Source organism: Clostridium sp. OM05-6BH (assembly GCF_003481635.1).
In the GTDB taxonomy this organism is placed as follows: Bacteria; Bacillota; Clostridia; order Lachnospirales; family Lachnospiraceae; genus Butyribacter.
On the sequence record NZ_QULH01000008.1, the window covers coordinates 81,608 to 99,783 of the forward strand.

Sequence of the window (18,176 nt, forward strand, 5' to 3'; positions counted from 1 at the left end):
TTAGGAGGAACCTATATGTTAGAGAATGGAAAGCCGGAGTTATTGGTACCGGCAAGCAGCTTGGAAGTGCTGAAAGTGGCAGTAATGTACGGTGCAGATGCGGTTTATATCGGTGGAGAAATGTACGGACTTCGCGCAAAGGCTAAAAATTTCTCGATGGAGGATATGGCAGAGGGAATCCGTTTCGCCCATGAACATGGAAAACGTGTTTTTGTAACGGCAAATATTACTGCGCATAACCGTGATCTGGAGGGGGTGCGCAAGTATTTCAGGGAGCTGCATAAAATCGGACCGGATGCGTTGATCATTTCCGATCCGGGTGTATTTACCATTGCAAGAGAGGTGTGCCCTGAGATAGAAGTTCATATTAGTACACAGAGCAATAATGTCAATTACGAGACATATCTTTTCTGGCAGAGACTTGGTGCCAAACGAGTGGTTTCGGCGCGGGAATTGTCCATTAAAGAAATTGCAGAGATTCGGGCTAATATTCCGGATGACTTGGAGATTGAAACATTTGTACATGGAGCGATGTGTATTTCCTACTCCGGTCGTTGCCTTTTAAGTAATTATTTTACCGGCAGAGATGCTAACCTGGGGGCATGTACGCATCCGTGCCGCTGGAAGTATTATATTATGGAAGAAAACAGACCGGGAGAATTCCTACCTGTGGAGGAAAATGAGAGAGGAACTTATATTTTCAATTCCAAAGATTTGTGTATGATAGAGCATATTCCGGATCTGGTGCAGGCAGGCATTGATAGTTTTAAAATCGAGGGACGCATGAAAACAGCTCTTTATGTGGCTGACGTAGCGAGAACCTATCGACAGGCAATTGACGATTATTTTGATTCACCGGAGCTGTATGCGGCTAATCTGGATCACTATCGGGATGAGATCTCTAAGTGTACGTATCGTCAGTTTACGACAGGATTTTTCTATGGACCGACAACGCATGAATCACAGATATATGACAACAATACGTATGTTAAAAAGTATACGTATTTGGGGTTGGCAGGCAGTTCAGATGAGCAGGGATTTGTAAAGATGGAGCAACGTAACAAATTTGCGGTAGGTGATCAGGTAGAGATTATGAAGCCTTCCGGTGAAAATGTGCTTGTTACCGTTGAAAAGATGAAGGATGAAGATGGCAGATTCATTGAGAATTGTCCGCATCCGAAGCAGAAAATACACGTGTTGTTTAGTCAGAAACCGGATGAGTTGGATTTGATACGCGTCCGCGAAGAGCAGTAATGGAGGAAAGAAATGGTAAAGAATGTACGTATGAGATTGTTGCTGGTGATGCAGGTTTTGACCGAGCAGACGGATGAGAAGCATGGACTGACCATGAAAGAAATCTTGGAATGGATCACAGAGAAAGGAATAGCCGGAGAGCGTAAGAGTGTCTATGAGGATATTCATGCTTTGCAGGAATTTGGACTACCGATCGTGTATTGCACGGAGGATAAGACATACCGATTTCAGCAATAAAAGTGATGCAGTGCGGTCAGAATGATTATGAGAAAGGAATTTGACGACATGACAGTACAGGAGAAATATTTAAAAATTGCGGATGATGTAATTGCAGCAGGTCCTTACAAACCGGATTGGCATTCGTTGGCTGCCTATGAGGCACCAAAATGGTTTCGAAATGCGAAATTTGGCATTTTTATTCATTGGGGTATATTCAGCGTACCCGCTCATAATAATGAATGGTATTCCCGTAATATGTATATTCAGGACATGGAAGAATGGGAATGGCACCGCAAAAACTTTGGAGAACATACGAAATTTGGATATAAGGACTTTATACCAATGTTTACGGCGCCAAAGTTTGATCCGAAACAGTGGGCAAAACTATTCAAAAAAGCCGGTGCAAAGTATGTTATGCCGGTCGCAGAGCATCATGACGGATTTCAGATGTATGATTCCGAGATCAGCGATTGGACAAGCGTGAAAATGGCAATGAAGCGTGACGTCTTAGGTGAATTGAAAGAGGCGATCCAAGAGGAAGATATGATCTTTTGTGAGTCTAATCACCGTGTAGAACACGCATTTTTTATGGGACATGGTTGTGAATTTGACAGCGATATCAAGCAGCCAATGAAATTGGGTGATTTTTATTATCCGGCTATGCCGGAACCGGACAATCAGGATCTTTTTAGTCCGGCGCCACCACAAGACTTCATGGAAGACTGGCTTGCACGAAATGTGGAGTTGGTTGAGAAATATCGTCCTGCCATGGTTTATTTCGACTGGTGGATTCAGCATGAATCGGTAAAACCATATTTGAAAAAGTTTGCAGCTTACTATTATAATCGTGGTGTAGAATGGGGAATGGATGTGGCTATTTCCTATAAGCATGATGCAATGATGCTTGGCACAGCGATCTTAGATATGGAACGCGGTCATTTCTCAGAGGCAAAGCCATTTTATTGGCAGGCAGATACTTCTATGGCGTTTAATTCTTGGTGTTATACGGAGCAGAACCGTTTTAAGCAGACCAAAGATATTTTGCAGGATCTGGTAGACATTGTCAGCAAAAACGGCTGTCTGTTGTTAAATGTCGGACCAAAGGCAGATGGCAGCATTTGTGAGGAAGAGGTGCAGATGCTCAATGAGATCGGAGAATGGCTTGATGTCAACGGAGAGGCCATTTACGACAGTCATCCTTGGCGTGTTCAGGCAGAAGGCAATACGGAAGTGGTTGAGGGAATGTTTTCGGAAGAGGGAAGAAAAGACTTTGATTCCACGGATGTACGTTTCACCTGTCGTGAGGATTGCATTTATATTATTCCAATGCAGCAGCATGGCGAAGACGTGATCGTCAAGAGTATGGGTGAAGAAAGCAAAGATTTTCATGGTATTATCACAGAGTTTAGTGTACTTGGTTACGATCAGAAACCTGTGTATACACGCGAAGCAGATAAGATGATCATTCATGCGCCATTTGTCGACAGTGATAAACCTGTTGTATACAGAATGCGTTTGAAGTAAAGGGGTTTTACAATTTTCGTATTCGATAAAAAAGACGGAGAAACAGCATTGACACCCCGACTATTATGTGGTACTTTAAGTGTGTTGTTTGTTTCCGGGGAGATTACTTCGGGAACATAGATTATATTTAGTTTTTTAGGAGGCAGTACAATGAAGGGTACAGTGAAATGGTTTAATGCAAAAAAAGGATTTGGCTTCATCTCAGATGAAAATGGAAATGATGTATTCGTACATTTCTCCGCTTTGCAGATGGATGGATTCAAGGTTCTTGACGAAGGCGAAGAGGTAGAATTCGACGTTGTCAATGGTGAAAAAGGTCCTCAGGCATCTAATGTGGTAAAGATTGGCTAATTGCTTTCTTTATCAAGAGTTATAATCAATGCATGAATCATTCTGATTTTTATAGATAATTATTTGTTTATTAAAGTTAAGAAATTTATCACAGGTTGTAACCACAAAGGAGCAGTCCTCTTAAGAGGCTGCTCCTTTTCTCTTTCCTAACGCAAAATTCATTTCAGACCCAGTTCTTCCGCAAGCTCTTCCAGATACATCCAGCGATCCATTTTTTGCTCCAAAGCCGCTTCTATTTCAGATTTTTGTGCAGTTAGTTCGTTTAGTCTGACAAAATCTGTTGCAGCGCCGACAATATCCTGCTCCAGCTGCTCCAATTGTTCTTCTAAAGAGGCAATATCCTGTTCGATCGTTTCATAGTCCTTTTGTTCCTGGTAGGACATTTTTTTAGTATGGGTATGTCCTTTCTTCCAGTTATCACGTGTGTTTTTGGAAGGACCATCGGATGAGACCACTGCCTGAGTATCAGTATGCCCCTGTGCTCCGGCATCGGCTACGGTTATGACTTCATTGGTATGAGCGAGATAATCGGTATATCCGCCCTCGTACTGACGGATCACGCCACCTTTTTCAAAGGCAAAGATGCGGCGGACAATACGATCCAAAAAGTAACGGTCATGGGAAATTGTGATCACAATCCCGGCAAATTGATCCAGATAATCTTCCAAAATCGTCAGGGTTGCAATATCCAGATCGTTGGTTGGCTCGTCGAGCAGCAGTATGTTAGGTGCCTCCATCAAAATGCGGAGCAGATACAGTCTTCGACGTTCTCCACCGGATAATTTTGCAATCTTGGTGTATTGTTGATCTTTTGGAAAGAGGAAACGTTCCAACATAGCTGAAGCGCTGATTGTTCCATCGGCAGTTTGTACAAGCTCGCCACCTTCTTTTACATAATCGATCACGCGCAGAGAGGGATCCATTTCTGTACTTTCTTGTGAGAAATAGCCGATTTTTACAGTTTGTCCAATGGTGACGGTACCTTTATCGGGCGTGATCTGTCCTAAAATGATTTTAAGAAGTGTGGATTTGCCACAGCCGTTAGGTCCAATAATCCCAATACGGTCATCACGTAAAAAGGTATAGGTGAAATCCTGCATTAGCACAGCATCTTCATATGCCTTGCTTATATGATCCAGTTCGATCGTTGTGCGTCCCAGTCTGGAGGAGACAGAACTGATCGTGACGGTATCATCTGTGACGGGTGCATCCATATCGCGCAGGGCCTCATAGCGTGCAATATGTGCTTTTTGTTTGGTGGAACGTGCTCTGGCACCGCGTTTCATCCATTCGATCTCTACCCGCAGGATACTTTGGCGTTTGCGCTCGGTTGCCCGTGCAATTTCCTCGCGCATGGCTTTATGCTCCAGATAATACAGATAGTTGCCTTCATAGCGGTATAGTTTGCTTTTATCGATCTCCACGATGGCATTGGTCACACTATCTAAAAAATAGCGGTCATGCGTGATCATGATCAGAGGACGCGATTCGGCACGCAACGTCTTTTCGAGCCATTCTGCCATTGCACTGTCTAAATGGTTTGTCGGTTCATCCAAGATCAGGACATCGGCAGGCGTCAGCAAAGTTCGTACCAGAGCAATGCGTTTGCGCTGTCCGCCTGACAATTCTGTGATCGGTTGGTCATATCTTGTAAAGCCGAGCTGATGCAGCATGGACTTTGCCTGTGGAATATAGTTTTCCGGCTGATCACTGATCTCTTCTGTGAGCGGAAGCGCACCGGAAAGAGTCGTATGTGTGTCTGCAAATTCCGGGATCTGAGGTAGATAAGCAATACGCAGATCACGTTGCATAATGATGTCAGCACGGTCAGCTGTTTCTTTGCCGGCAATGATCTTTAAGAGGGTGGATTTACCGGTTCCATTGATGCCGATCACACCAACCTTATCCTTGTCACTCAAATAAAAAGAGACATCATCAAAAAGCAGTCTCTCTGTAAAAGAATGTGTCAAATGTTCAATATTGATAATATTCATCAGAATACCTCCGTGCTTATTTATTACTCAAACCGCCCACTTTTTGGTCCGTTTCATGACAACATAATAAGTATTATGTGGTTAATGCTTCACTTCGGAAGGTGTCAAGTTTGAGTACTGTCATATTTGGATGAAATATGGTATACTGGTACAGTGGATTGTTCCTGGTAATGTAGAAATGTTAGGATTTGCTGTACCTGCTTATGATACAGGCAAATTCATATAATGTCAAAAGGAATGGAGGATTTCGATGAGTAAAAACATTGGAAATACAATATACGACCGAAGTATTAATTATTATGAGACAGATCAGATGGGTATTGTTCATCATTCCAATTACATACGATATTTTGAAGAGGCGAGACTGGATATGATGGAACAGGTAGGATTATCCTATGCTGCAATGGAGGAACATGGTTTGATCATTCCGGTGTTATCGGTAGCGTGTGAATATATTAAACCGGTTTTGTTTGGAGATAAAGTGCAGATACATACCCGTTTGGTAAAGTTTGATGGGATCAAAATGCAGTTTGTCTATGAAATATATTGTGAGGGAGAGCTTCGAACCAAAGGGGAAAGCAGACATTGCTTCCTAGATAAGGAAATGAAGCCGGTCCGCATGAAGCGGCAGTTCCCGGAGATTTATCAGCGAATGAAAGAACTTGTGATTACGGCAACAGACAAATAGGATTGGCGTTGTCAGTGTGGAGATACCTGATGGTCTGAGAGATCGGCTTATCAGGAATATGGAGGATTAAAGTGAAGAAAATATTGCGAGTGGTAGCGATCACGAGTACGGTCATGGTCGTAATCTTAGGTACGTTCCTGTGGAACATGAACCGTTTATCAAAGCAGAAAGCAGCTAAACAGGAGAAGCTGCTTGCGCAGGAGAGGGATCTTTTGCCTGACAGCCGGCAAAAAGCAATTGACAAGGTTGAAAAAGTAAATATAAAACAACTCTATCTAAGCGGCGATAATAAAAATGTCGTAACGGTACCGTCCACAGGGCTTCAGCAGGTATATGACGGCAGTCAGAGCACGAAGGCGGAAGAGATGTTGACGACGGTAAAAAAGAACAAGCAGTTTTCTTTTGATAAGCCGTTGTGGGCATATAATCCATATGGAACAAATTCGCAGTCTATGTATTTGTATTTTAAGAGTGACGGGAAGGGATACTGTCGTTATACAGTATCTGTGGATGATCGTAATATTGCGGATTTTACACGTACACCATTTAATGGCGGCGCAGAAAATGTTACGAAGGAACATGAATATCAGATCATCGGTCTGCTTCCGGGACGTGTAAATTATATAACTGTTAATTTCTATAGTCCCAAAGGAGAGTTATCGAAGACGGGAACATGGCAGATCACACTTCCGGCAGATGATAGCGGTCTGGCAGGGCGCTTGTCAGTTGAAGAAGGTTATAGCAAACAGACGATCAGTAATGGGTTGTATGTGGTTTTTGCAGATGGCAGGAAAGGTAAAGATGGAAAGAAACATTATGCGATTACCATGTATGACAATTCCGGTATACTGCGTGCTAATATTCCAACGGATGGCTATGTAGGCCGCAATGTGCAGATCATTTATGACTCGTTAGTTGTTCAGAGTAGTAAAAATTGTTTGGTGCGCATTAACAGGCTTGGACAGGTAACACATTCGTATCCGGTATATGGATACCATTTCCAAGGAGAATATGCATACGATGGCAGTGCCGGAGTATACCTGTTGGCAACAGCTGATCGTAAAAATATGACCGTGGGCAGCAAGGTGTTAAAAATCGATCTGGAGAACAAAAAGGTTAGCCAGGTGTTGGATATGGATACACTGTTAAAGTCTGTGTATGCCCGTGCCAAAAAGAAAGGCAATGCAAAAAATTGGATCTCGCTGGATTCGATCCAGTGTACCGGGACAAACCAGTTGTTACTTAGTTCGTCTAAGCTATCCAGTGTCTTCAAGGTAAGCCGCGTGGGCAGTCTGCTGCCGTCGGTGGACTATATTATTGCCGATGCCTCACAGTGGAAAAGTTATAAAGGATTGAAGAAGAAGGTTTTGACCAAGACGTTGGCAGACGGAGAAGATCCGGATCCAACGCAGACACCGGTTATTCAATCAATTTTACAGACGCCCAAGCCGGCAGAGCTGTTCCGTTCCCATTATGGACAAAACAGTATTGTATATACGAAGGGATCCGGAGAGGGTTTTTATCGGCTGGAATTATTAAATAACAATGCGGGAAAAGGCGCGGGCAGCAAGAATAGTTCTTATTATTGCCGTTATTTGGTAGATGAGACGTCGCACACCTATCAATTGCAGTCAGAAAAGGCATTGCCTCATACAGAGACGGAGGGAAATGTTACCGTCGATAAGAAAGTGGTGATCTACTGTGACAGTGATTCTAAGTCGATCAATGAGACAGACAATGGTGCCAAATTGATCCGAAAATATACGGCGCCGATGAAATTATACCGTGTTTACAAAGACGACTGGAAAGGTTTTTTGTTTTATTAAAGAATGAAGAAGGGCAAAACGCTGGTTTTGCCCTTTTTGGTTGGTCGAAATACGTGATGCAGGATAGCGATTTTATTTGACCGTATACACAAAATGCGGTATACTGAAAACAGTGTTTTATGTTGCAGCAGATGGGGTTTGCTGCATCCATTTTATATTTACAGGAGGAGATTATTTATGAAGTTTTTCGTTGACACAGCAAAGATTGAAGACATCAAAAAGGCAAACGATATGGGAGTGATTTGTGGTGTTACAACAAATCCGTCTTTAATTGCGAAAGAAGGTGGCAAGAGCCAGGAAGAAGTACTTAAGGAGATCGCATCAATCGTAGATGGACCGATCAGTGGTGAAGTTAAGGCAACAACCGTAGATGCTGAGGGAATGATCGCAGAGGGTCGTGAGATCGCAAAATTACATCCAAATATGGTTGTTAAGATCCCTATGACGGTAGAAGGATTAAAGGCAACAAAGGTATTATCTTCTGAAGGTATCAAGTGTAATGTAACATTGATCTTTTCTGCAAATCAGGCATTGCTTGCAGCAAGAGCCGGTGCAGCTTACGTTTCTCCGTTCTTAGGCCGTCTGGATGACATTTCCATGCCGGGTATTGATTTGATCGAGCAGATTTCTGATATGTTTGCAAACTATCCGGATATCAGCACAGAGATCATTGCGGCAAGTATCCGTAATCCAATCCATGTAACAGATTGTGCATTAGCCGGCGCTGACATCGCTACAGTTCCATATGCGGTTATTGAGCAGATGACCAAACATCCATTGACAGATCAGGGAATCGCAAAATTCCAGGCAGATTACAAGGCTGTTTTTGGTGAATAGATCAGAGCATCGTTACGCAGACAGGCAAGGAGGTAGTTATGGACACATTAGCATTAAAGAAAATGGCAAACGAGGTTCGTAAAGGAATCGTTACAGCAGTACACAGCGCAAAGTCCGGTCATCCGGGTGGATCGTTATCTGCTGCAGACATTTTAACTTATTTATATTTTGAAGAGATGAATATTGATCCGAAGGATCCGAAGAAAGCAGATAGAGATCGTTTTGTGTTATCAAAGGGACATATTGCACCGGCATTATATTCTACGTTAGCACATAGAGGTTATTTCCCGGTTGAGGATCTTACGACGCTGCGTCATGTAGGTTCTTATCTGCAGGGACATCCGGATATGAAGCATATTCCGGGTGTTGATATGTCCAGTGGATCTTTAGGACAGGGAAGTTCTGCAGCAGTTGGAATGGCACTGGCCGGCAAGCTCGATAATGCATCTTACCGCGTATATTGTGTACTCGGAGATGGTGAGGTGCAGGAAGGTCAGGTATGGGAAGCTGCGATGTTTGCAGGTGCCAGAAAGTTAGATAATCTGGTGTTTGTTGTTGATAACAATGGCTTACAGATCGATGGAGATATTGAGGATGTATGTTCTCCATATCCGCTCCCGGACAAGTTTAAGGCATTTAATTTCCATGTTATTGAGATTGATGCACATGACTTTGAGCAGATTGATGCTGCATTCCGTGAGGCTCGTGAGACAAAGGGAATGCCAACGGCGATCATTGCCAAGAGTGTCAAAGGAAAGGGCGTTTCTTTCATGGAGAATCAGGCAAGCTGGCATGGTTCTGCACCGAACGATGAGCAGTATGCACAGGCAATGGAAGAGTTAGAGAAAGCCGGAGCAGCATTATAAGGCAGAATGGAGGATTAAAATGGCAGAGGTTAAGAAAATTGCTACAAGAGAAAGTTATGGTAATGCCCTTGCAGAACTTGGTAAAGAATATCCAAATCTGGTCGTATTAGATGCAGATCTTGCTGCAGCAACTAAGACCGGCATTTTCAAAAAGGCATTTCCGGATAGACATATTGACTGTGGTATCGCAGAGTGTAACATGGTAGGTATTGCGGCAGGACTTGCAACAACAGGCAAGATTCCATTTGTTAGTTCTTTCGCAATGTTTGCGGCAGGACGTGCTTTTGAGCAGGTTCGTAATTCCGTAGGATATCCAAAGCTGAACGTAAAGATCGGTGCAACACATGCCGGTATTTCCGTTGGTGAAGATGGAGCAACGCATCAGTGCTGTGAGGATCTGGCGTTAATGCGCACGATTCCTGGAATGGTTGTGATGAATCCATCCGATGATGTAGAAGCCAAGGCAGCCGTTAAGGCAGCACTTGATCACGAGGGACCGGTATATATCCGCTTTGGCCGTTTGGCAGTGCCGGTGATCAATGATAATCCGGATTACAAGTTTGAGCTTGGCAAAGGTGTTGTTCTTCGCGAGGGTAAAGACGTTACATTGATCGCAACCGGACTGGAAGTTTCGGAGACATTGGTTGCTGCTGAGAAGTTGGCACAGGATGGCATTGACGCACAGGTCATCAATATTCATACGATCAAGCCGTTGGATGAGGATCTGGTTGTCAGCGCAGCTAAGAAAACAGGCAAGGTAGTTACAATTGAGGAACATTCCATTATTGGCGGACTTGGCAGTGCGGTTTGTGACTGTCTGTGTGCTAAGGCACCGACACCGGTATATAAGATTGGTGTCAATGATACCTTTGGTGAGTCTGGTCCTGCAGTTGAGCTGCTCAAGAAATATGAGTTAGACAGCGAGGGCATTTACAAGAAGGTAAAGGCTTTTGTAGAAGCGTAAGCAAAGTAGATGATAATATAACGAAAAGGCAGGAAATGCAATAGCTTTCCTGCCTTTTTTGATTGATAGGAAATTGCTGTTATGTGGCGTGACATTGTCAAGATTGTGTTTGATCCGAATGGAGATTGTGATGTCCGTTTTGTGCTAAAATATGTCGCAAAAGTTATGGCGACAATGGCAGGTTTAAGATATAGTAGACGTATGATCAATTTTTTCAAAGGGAATTTTTTCAAAGGAGGAACAAATTATGGTAGTTAGTAATCCAATTGTTAGAGGCTTTTGGCCGGACCCAAGTGTCTGCCGTGCAAATGGCAAATTTTATTTGGCTTGCAGTTCATTTCAGTATTTTCCGGGAGTGCCGATTTTTGAAAGTGATGATCTGGTCAACTGGAAGCTGATCGGACATTGTCTGACACGCAAAACACAGGTGAATTTACATAAAGTAAACAGTTCCGGTGGTGTGTTTGCGCCGACACTTCGTTTTCATGATGGACGTTTTTATATGGTTACCAATAATAATACATTTCAGAAAAACTTCTATGTATATACAGATGATATTTATGGAGAGTGGTCTGATCCGATCTTTGTAGATCAGGATGGTATTGATCCATCTTTGTTTTTTGAGGATGGCAAGGTATACTTTACATCCAATGGCAATGGACCGGATGGCAAGGGATGTATTATGCAGTGTGAGATCAATGTTGAGACCGGAGAAAAATTAACGCCAACGAAACCGGTTTGGAGTGGTAATGGTGGACGTTATCTGGAGTCTCCACACCTGTATCATATCGGTGACTGGTATTACATGATGGTTGCTGAGGGCGGTACAGAATATGGTCATATGGTAACTTATGCGAGAAGTAAAGATCCATATGGACCATTTGAATCCTATCCGGGCAATCCGGTACTTACCAACCGTAATTTGGGTGGTAATGAGAACCGTATTCAGGGTATTGGCCATGGTGATCTGGTACAGGATGAGGAAGGCAATACATTTATGGTCTGCTTAGGATTCCGTCAGAATGGTGAGTGGTCTCCATTCCACCATTTAGGCAGAGAAACGTTCTTGGTAGGTGTTCATTGGCGTGAAGACGGCTGGTTTGAAGCCGGAGAAAATGGAGCCGTATATCCGGAAATGGATATTCCGGGCATTAAAGCAGTGCAGAAACGGGATGGCATTTATGATGTTTCCTTGGACACACTTGGTGAAGGAGATCCAAGATGGTGTTATATGAGAGATTATGATGAGACCCGCTATGAATTTGGTGACCATTCGATCACTTTGACCGGAAGTGAAGTAACTCTGGAAGAGGAGGATATTCCGACATTTTTGGGAATCCGTCAGTCAGAGTTTGAGACAGAACTTCTTGTTGCCTTAAAGACAGATGCAAAAGAGGCAGGTATCACCTGCTACATGGATGAGAGCCAGCATTACGATGTGGCGATCTTCCGGGAAGAAGATGGTGTGAAAGCAAAACTTCGTTTACGTACAGGAGATGCGATCGGTATTGCGGGAGAAGTAACACTTCCACAGGATCTTTCTGAATATCATCTTCGCATTGTGAGTGAACACGAATGGTATCACTTCTATTGTGGACAGGGAGCCGATGCAGCTTATTTAGGCAAGGCAAGAGCAAAATATCTATCTACGGAAGTTGCCGGAGGTTTTACAGGAGTTCTTTTGGCAATGTATGTTATTGATGAAACAGGTAAGAAGGCTGAGTTTACAGAATTTACCTGGACGCAGAAAGGACACTGATAGTTAGAGAATCAGTTGACACAATAAATTAGTATTCTTAAAAAAGTTGATATACAGCAAAAGGCGTTCTGTCCCTTATACAGGTGTACAAGAGCGCTTTTTGTGTATTAGATTTGACAAAAGCTCTTATACCGATTATTCTAAAAGGTAGGTTGCAAAAAGAGATAAAAAGTGAGGATTTACATGGATACATATAAAGTAAAGCCATTGGAAGAACCGATGGAGGTTTGTGTACAGGTACCGGGTTCTAAAAGTATGACAAATCGTGCACTATTGCTTGCGGCAATGGGGGAGGGAATGACTCTGTTACACGGAGTTCAATTTAGTGAGGATTCCTTGCATTTTCTTACAGCTTTACAGGATTTAGGATTTGATGTACATGCTGATCAGGAGGCATGTACCGTTCGGATTCGAGGGTTTGGAGGACAGATCCCGAAGGAGCAGGCAACAATTTATGTTGGGAGTGCGGGAACAGCAGCCAGGTTTTTGACCGCTTTTGTTGCAATGTCAGCGGGCAGATATCGTTTGAATGCATCCGACCAAATGAATAAACGACCGATGCGGGAGTTATTGCGGGCACTGGAGGAGTTAGGCGCACGCTTTACGTGGCTTGGTGAGCCGTATCGCTTTCCTATGGAAGTTTATGGAATGGGGCAAAGATACGGGGAGTACCGCGTGCAGCTAAATATTGATCAAAGCAGTCAGTTTTTAAGTGCATTATTGATGACAGCGCCGACTGCGATCGACATGCTTACGATAGAACTTACCGGTAAACGCAGTGCAAGATCTTATGTGGAAATGACGGAACATATGATGTGTCAGTTTGGACATTCCGGGGTATTAAAGCATGAAGCGGATTGCTATCAGGTGCGTAGAGGAGACTATGAGGCGAGAGAGTACGTTGTGGAGCCGGATGTATCTGCAGCCTGCTATTTCTATGCGGCGGCAGCAGTGACCGGAGGAAGCACCGTGGTACGTTTTATGAAAAAGGATTCGCTGCAAGGAGATATGCGCTTTTTGGACGTATTGGAACAGATGGGCTGTACCAAGCAGTGGGGACACATGGAAGAAACCGGAGAGCCGGCACTTAAGATCTCCGGACCGGTTAATGGGGTGCTGCATGGTATTGATATCAATATGAGTGATTTTTCGGATCAGACGCTTACGTTAGCAGCGATTGCACCGTTTGCCGATTCTCCGGTGACGATACGGGGAGTCAGCCACATACGGGAACAGGAATCGGATCGCTTGTACGTGATCGTGACAGAGTTAGAGCGTATGGGGATTCGCTGCGATATGTTTGAAGATGGTGTCACAATCTATCCGGGAGAGCCAAAGGGCGCACAGATCGAAACGTATCAGGATCATCGCGTCGCCATGGCGTTTGCAGTGACAGGACTGCGCACACCGGGGGTTGAGATCTTGAATCCGGGATGCTGCAGAAAAACATTTGCAGATTATTTTAATGTATTTTCAATAATATTTAATCAGAAATGATGGAAGGAAAGGAATAGAAACAATATGAAGGGAATCATTGATGTATTACAGGAAGAAGTAAAGCAGGCATTTGAGAAGGCAGGCTATGATGGGAAGTACGCTAAGGTGACGATTTCCAATCGCCCGGATTTGTGCCAGTACCAGTGCAATGGTGCACTTGCCATGGCAAAAGAGTATCACAAAGCACCGATTCAAATGGCAGAGCAGATTGTTGAATTATTAAAACAGAGTGATACATTTGCAGCAATTGCGGCACAGGCACCTGGATTTATCAATATGACAGTCAGTGGAGAATTTTTGGCAGCGTATATTAATGAGATGCGCACTGCAGACAAGTTTGGTTTGGAACAGCCGGCTAAGAAAGAGACGATCGTGATCGATTACGGCGGAGCAAATGTTGCAAAGCCGCTGCATGTGGGTCATTTGCGTTCTGCAGTCATCGGCGAGAGCATTAAGCGTACTGCACGATACATTGGTCATAAAGTAGTTGGTGATGTACATTTGGGTGATTGGGGGCTGCAGATCGGTCTGATCATTACAGAGTTAAAGCATCGCAAACCGGAGTTAGTCTATTTTGATAATACTTATGAGGGGGAATACCCGACAGAGCCGCCATTTACCATGAGTGATCTGGAAGAAATTTATCCGTATGCAAGCGGATATTCCAAAGAGCATGAGGATTACAAAGAAGAGGCACAGGAAGCAACTGCACAGCTACAGGCAGGCAGAAGAGGTTATTTGGCGCTTTGGAAGCATATTATAGACGTATCGGTTACAGATCTGCGTAAGATTTATACAAAGTTAAATGTTGACTTTGACCTTTGGAAGAAAGAATCTGATGCGCAGCCATATATCCCGGATATGGTGCAGGGAATGAAAGATGGCGGATACGCACATATTGATGACGGTGCACTTGTTGTGGATGTAAAAGAAGAGACAGACACGAAAGAAATCCCGCCGTGTATGATCTTGAAATCGAATGGTGCGACACTTTATAATACGACCGATTTAGCAACGATCGTTGAGCGTCGTAAATTATTTGATCCAACCCGTATTATTTATGTGGTAGACAAGAGACAGTCTTTGTATTTTGAACAGGTATTCCGTTGTGCTAAGAAGACCAAGATCATTGGTGATGATGTTGATCTTATCTTTGTCGGTTTTGGTACTATGAATGGTAAAGACGGTAAGCCGTTTAAGACGAGAGATGGCGGTGTGCTTCGACTGGAGCATCTGCTTGCGGATGTGACCGCACAGGTATCGGATAAGATGGCTGACCGAGATATGGACGATGAGACGAGAGCTGATGTTGCGGCCAAAGTGGCGCTTGCAGCAATCAAATATGGTGATCTGAGCAATCAGGCATCCAAAGATTATGTGTTTGATCTCGACCGCTTTACGTCATTCGAGGGTAACACAGGTCCATATATTATGTATACAATCGTTCGTATCAAATCTTTGATTGCCAAGGTAGCACAAAATGCAATCGAAGTAGATGAGCAGGTGTCAATTCTTCCGGCATCCGATAAGAGTGCAACAGATGTTATGCTGTCTCTGTCAAAATGGGGTGAGATCGTGCAGGCAGCTTATGAGGAGCAGGCACCGCACAAGATTTGCCAGTTTATTTATGAGTTATCTGATGCTTACAACAAGTTTTATCATGAGAACAAGATCGTTGCAAATGAAGATGCAGCACTAAGAAATTCTCATATCTGCCTTAGCAAACTTGTCGTGAATGTATTGGAGACTGCAGTTGATCTGCTTGGATTAGAAGCACCGGAGCGCATGTAGTATATATTTGGATATGAATGAGTTGATTGGAGGAATTGGATGTACCGTTTAATATCAAGATTGGTTATATACCGCGGCATGGAAGAAGATGGCATTTTATTGCGTTTGTCCGATATTTGCCAAAGGTTTTATAGTGGTGATTACGACAAGGACAATCTGATAACGGAAATTTATGAGCAGATTCACAGTTTGTTGGATTTAGCGACTCGTTATGGATTTAACAAAAATCTATGGCACAATTATCTTGCTTTTCAATTGGCAATGAGTGAAAACCCTTTTACAATGGTATCGGAAAAGGTTGGCGGCAATGATGGTACGGTCAATGCATTTGCCAAAGCAGATTTTCAGATATTCAAGAAATTGTTTGACTATGATTTTTCACCGATTGAAAAAGCATTAGAGATCAATTGCTTTTCCGTGATCTGCAATTATGAGGCAGTGGGTAAAAGTGAACAGATCTTCAACAAGAGTGTGAGCGAAAAAGTGCAGGAATTAAGTGCTGCCATTGAAAAAGCGGATGATGAGGATGCACTGTATCGTATCGTAACGGACTTTTACAAAAAATATGGTGTTGGTAAGTTTGGACTTAACAAAGCTTTTCGTGTCGCAGGATCGGAGGCAGAGGATATTCTTACACCGATTACAAATACCGGTGATATGCTGTTATCAGATATTATTGGTTATGAAAGTCAAAAACAGAAATTAATAGAAAATACAGAGGCATTTGTATCAGGCAGACAGGCTAATAATGTACTGTTATTTGGTGATGCAGGTACCGGTAAATCAACCAGTATCAAAGCAATATTAAATGAATACTATAGCAGGGGCCTGCGCATGATCGAAGTGTATAAACATGAATTTCAGTATTTGTCACAGATCATTGCAGAGATCAAAAACCGCAATTATCGTTTTATTATTTATATGGATGATCTTTCTTTTGAAGAATTTGAGATTGAGTATAAATATCTCAAAGCGGTGATCGAAGGCGGTCTGGAAACTAAACCGGATAATGTTTTGATCTATGCAACTTCGAACCGCAGACATTTGATCCGCGAGACCTGGAGCGATCGCTCTGATATGTCGCAGGATGAACTGCATCGTTCGGATACAATGCAGGAGAAGTTGTCATTAGCAGCGAGATTTGGTGTGACGATCGGATATTATCGTCCAAAGCAGCAGGAATATTTCGAGATTGTTAAACAATTGGCTAAAAAATATCCACAGATCACCTTGTCGGAAGAGGAACTCTGTTTGAAAGCTAATCAGTGGGAGCTTAGCCATGGTGGTATTTCCGGACGTACGGCAACACAGTTTATTGCCAATCTGGCGGGAAGTGTGCTGCAGGATGAGGTCGATTGATGAGCCGGCTTAGTAAGACAGTGCGCCAGATGCTTGTGATCTGTGTGGTACTGTTTATCGGGGGGATATCGTCAGTCAGAGCAGCGGCTGCTCCAAAAGCGGACATTGCAGGAGCCAAAAGAGCGGTGATATTGGCCTTTCAGAATTATGAACGTCAGGTAGATGTGTCGAAATATCATTTGTACAACAAACGCGACGACAAAGCGGTGAGTAATATGATGACGGAAATCGCGACACAGACATCGTATCTCTTTTACAGTGGGCAGGAATATACGAAGGTTGTCAGCGCATCTGACGGACAGGTGCGCCAGATGAAACTGAGTTATATGAAAATATTTCGGAAAGCAGATGGTGCGCCGGATCGGACCAAGATCCAGAAGGTTCGGCGAAAGATCCGAGCCAAGGTTGATCGGATCGTGGCAAAAGCACCGTCTGGAATGACAAAGCTTGAGAAAGCGTTGTATTTTCATGATTATCTGATCCGGAATACGGCATATTCAGATCAGAATACAACATATTGCACCAGTGAATGGGGTGTATTTCTGAAAGGAAAGGGGAACTGCCAGGGATATGCAAAGGCATACGCATTGTTATTGCAAAAGGTGAATATCCCTGTAAAATTTGCCAATTCCTATTCAATGATGCATATGTGGAATGTGGTACGATTAAAGGGAAAATGGTACCATGTTGATCTGACCTGGGACGATCCCTTAAATCCAAACACGCACAAGGATCAGCCGGGGCTGGTACTTCATGAAAATTTTTTATGCAGTACGTCCTATCTGAAAAAGAAGGGTTACCGAGGGATTCGCTGTAAGCTAACAACATCTTCAAAATATGACCACAAATATTGGAAGCAGGTAAACAGTGCTTTTTATTATCAGAAAGGCAGATTTATCTATCAGACAGATCGGGCGGTCAGACAAAGAAAGCGGATCGCCGGAGGTGCTGCTCGTACTTTGGCGAGGGCTGGTGGAAGTTTATTTGTCAAAGGCAGCAAAGGGAGATTTTATTTTATCAACTTCAACCGCATATACTATTATAATGGGCGGACACACCAAGTGAAGCTTGTGTGGGAAGGCGGTAAAAAATATGCCTCTTATCAGGCAGCACAGTTGAGCTTCGCAAATGGCAGATTAAAGGTCGGATTGCTGCGAGGCAAAATATGCAAAATAATAACGGTAGCCGGGTGATTCCGACTACCGTTTTTTAGTATAGGAAAATACTTGTATAACGCTGGTTTTTGA

At 43.3% G+C, this 18,176-nt stretch carries 15 protein-coding genes; 14 read left to right on the forward strand and 1 reads right to left on the reverse strand.

Going from position 1 to position 18,176, the window contains the following annotated elements:
* Positions 1–15 precede the first annotated feature (15 nt).
* From DXB73_RS08715 to DXB73_RS08730, 4 genes are all read left to right on the forward strand, one after another.
* Positions 16–1,254 carry a U32 family peptidase gene (locus tag DXB73_RS08715; RefSeq protein ID WP_118690837.1) on the forward strand — a complete coding sequence of 413 codons (1,239 nt, stop codon included), beginning with the start codon at positions 16–18 and terminating at the stop codon, positions 1,252–1,254.
* Between the two features lie 12 nt (positions 1,255–1,266).
* Entirely contained in the window at positions 1,267–1,491 is a 225-nt protein-coding gene (locus DXB73_RS08720) for a hypothetical protein (RefSeq protein ID WP_022024671.1), read from the forward strand.
* A 27-nt stretch (positions 1,492–1,518) separates the two neighbouring features.
* Positions 1,519–2,997, forward strand: a complete 1,479-nt coding sequence (locus DXB73_RS08725; protein WP_347559530.1) for an alpha-L-fucosidase — start codon at positions 1,519–1,521, stop codon at positions 2,995–2,997.
* Between the two features lie 150 nt (positions 2,998–3,147).
* Positions 3,148–3,348 carry a cold shock domain-containing protein gene (locus DXB73_RS08730; RefSeq protein ID WP_022024673.1) on the forward strand — a complete coding sequence of 67 codons (201 nt, stop codon included), beginning with the start codon at positions 3,148–3,150 and terminating at the stop codon, positions 3,346–3,348.
* Between the two features lie 158 nt (positions 3,349–3,506).
* Here DXB73_RS08730 and DXB73_RS08735 read toward each other — a convergent pair whose 3' ends face one another.
* Positions 3,507–5,342 (reverse strand): ABC-F family ATP-binding cassette domain-containing protein, encoded by a 1,836-nt coding sequence (locus DXB73_RS08735; RefSeq protein WP_118690838.1) that lies wholly within the window; start codon positions 5,340–5,342, stop codon positions 3,507–3,509.
* A 250-nt stretch (positions 5,343–5,592) separates the two neighbouring features.
* On the opposite strand from DXB73_RS08735, the gene DXB73_RS08740 reads away from it, so the two are divergent.
* From DXB73_RS08740 to DXB73_RS08785, 10 genes are all read left to right on the forward strand, one after another.
* The gene (locus DXB73_RS08740) at positions 5,593–6,030 is read left to right on the forward strand and encodes a thioesterase family protein (RefSeq protein WP_118690839.1); all 438 of its coding nucleotides are present in this window, start codon (positions 5,593–5,595) and stop codon (positions 6,028–6,030) included.
* Positions 6,031–6,101: 71 nt separating this feature from the next.
* On the forward strand, positions 6,102–7,856 hold the full coding sequence (locus DXB73_RS08745) for an aryl-sulfate sulfotransferase (RefSeq protein WP_118690840.1): 1,755 nt from the start codon (positions 6,102–6,104) through the stop codon (positions 7,854–7,856).
* 177 nt (positions 7,857–8,033) lie between these two features.
* Positions 8,034–8,693, forward strand: a complete 660-nt coding sequence (gene fsa, locus DXB73_RS08750) for a fructose-6-phosphate aldolase (protein ID WP_022024068.1) — start codon at positions 8,034–8,036, stop codon at positions 8,691–8,693.
* A gap of 38 nt (positions 8,694–8,731) precedes the next feature.
* A complete protein-coding gene (locus DXB73_RS08755; RefSeq protein WP_022024069.1) occupies positions 8,732–9,559 on the forward strand; it encodes a transketolase in 828 nt (275 codons plus the stop codon).
* Between the two features lie 19 nt (positions 9,560–9,578).
* Positions 9,579–10,523 (forward strand): transketolase family protein, encoded by a 945-nt coding sequence (locus DXB73_RS08760; RefSeq protein ID WP_022024070.1) that lies wholly within the window; start codon positions 9,579–9,581, stop codon positions 10,521–10,523.
* A gap of 247 nt (positions 10,524–10,770) precedes the next feature.
* On the forward strand, positions 10,771–12,282 hold the full coding sequence (locus DXB73_RS08765; protein ID WP_118690841.1) for a glycoside hydrolase family 43 protein: 1,512 nt from the start codon (positions 10,771–10,773) through the stop codon (positions 12,280–12,282).
* 183 nt (positions 12,283–12,465) lie between these two features.
* Positions 12,466–13,779, forward strand: a complete 1,314-nt coding sequence (gene aroA / locus DXB73_RS08770; protein WP_118690842.1) for a 3-phosphoshikimate 1-carboxyvinyltransferase — start codon at positions 12,466–12,468, stop codon at positions 13,777–13,779.
* 24 nt (positions 13,780–13,803) lie between these two features.
* Positions 13,804–15,570: an arginine--tRNA ligase gene (gene argS / locus DXB73_RS08775; RefSeq protein ID WP_118690843.1), complete on the forward strand. Its 1,767-nt coding sequence runs from the start codon at positions 13,804–13,806 to the stop codon at positions 15,568–15,570.
* 39 nt (positions 15,571–15,609) lie between these two features.
* The gene (locus DXB73_RS08780; RefSeq protein ID WP_118690844.1) at positions 15,610–16,929 is read left to right on the forward strand and encodes an ATP-binding protein; all 1,320 of its coding nucleotides are present in this window, start codon (positions 15,610–15,612) and stop codon (positions 16,927–16,929) included.
* Complete coding sequence (locus tag DXB73_RS08785) at positions 16,929–18,122, forward strand: transglutaminase domain-containing protein (RefSeq protein WP_118690845.1); 1,194 nt, start codon at positions 16,929–16,931, stop codon at positions 18,120–18,122. Before DXB73_RS08780 ends, DXB73_RS08785 begins: the two co-directional genes overlap by 1 nt.
* Positions 18,123–18,176: the final 54 nt, after the last annotated feature.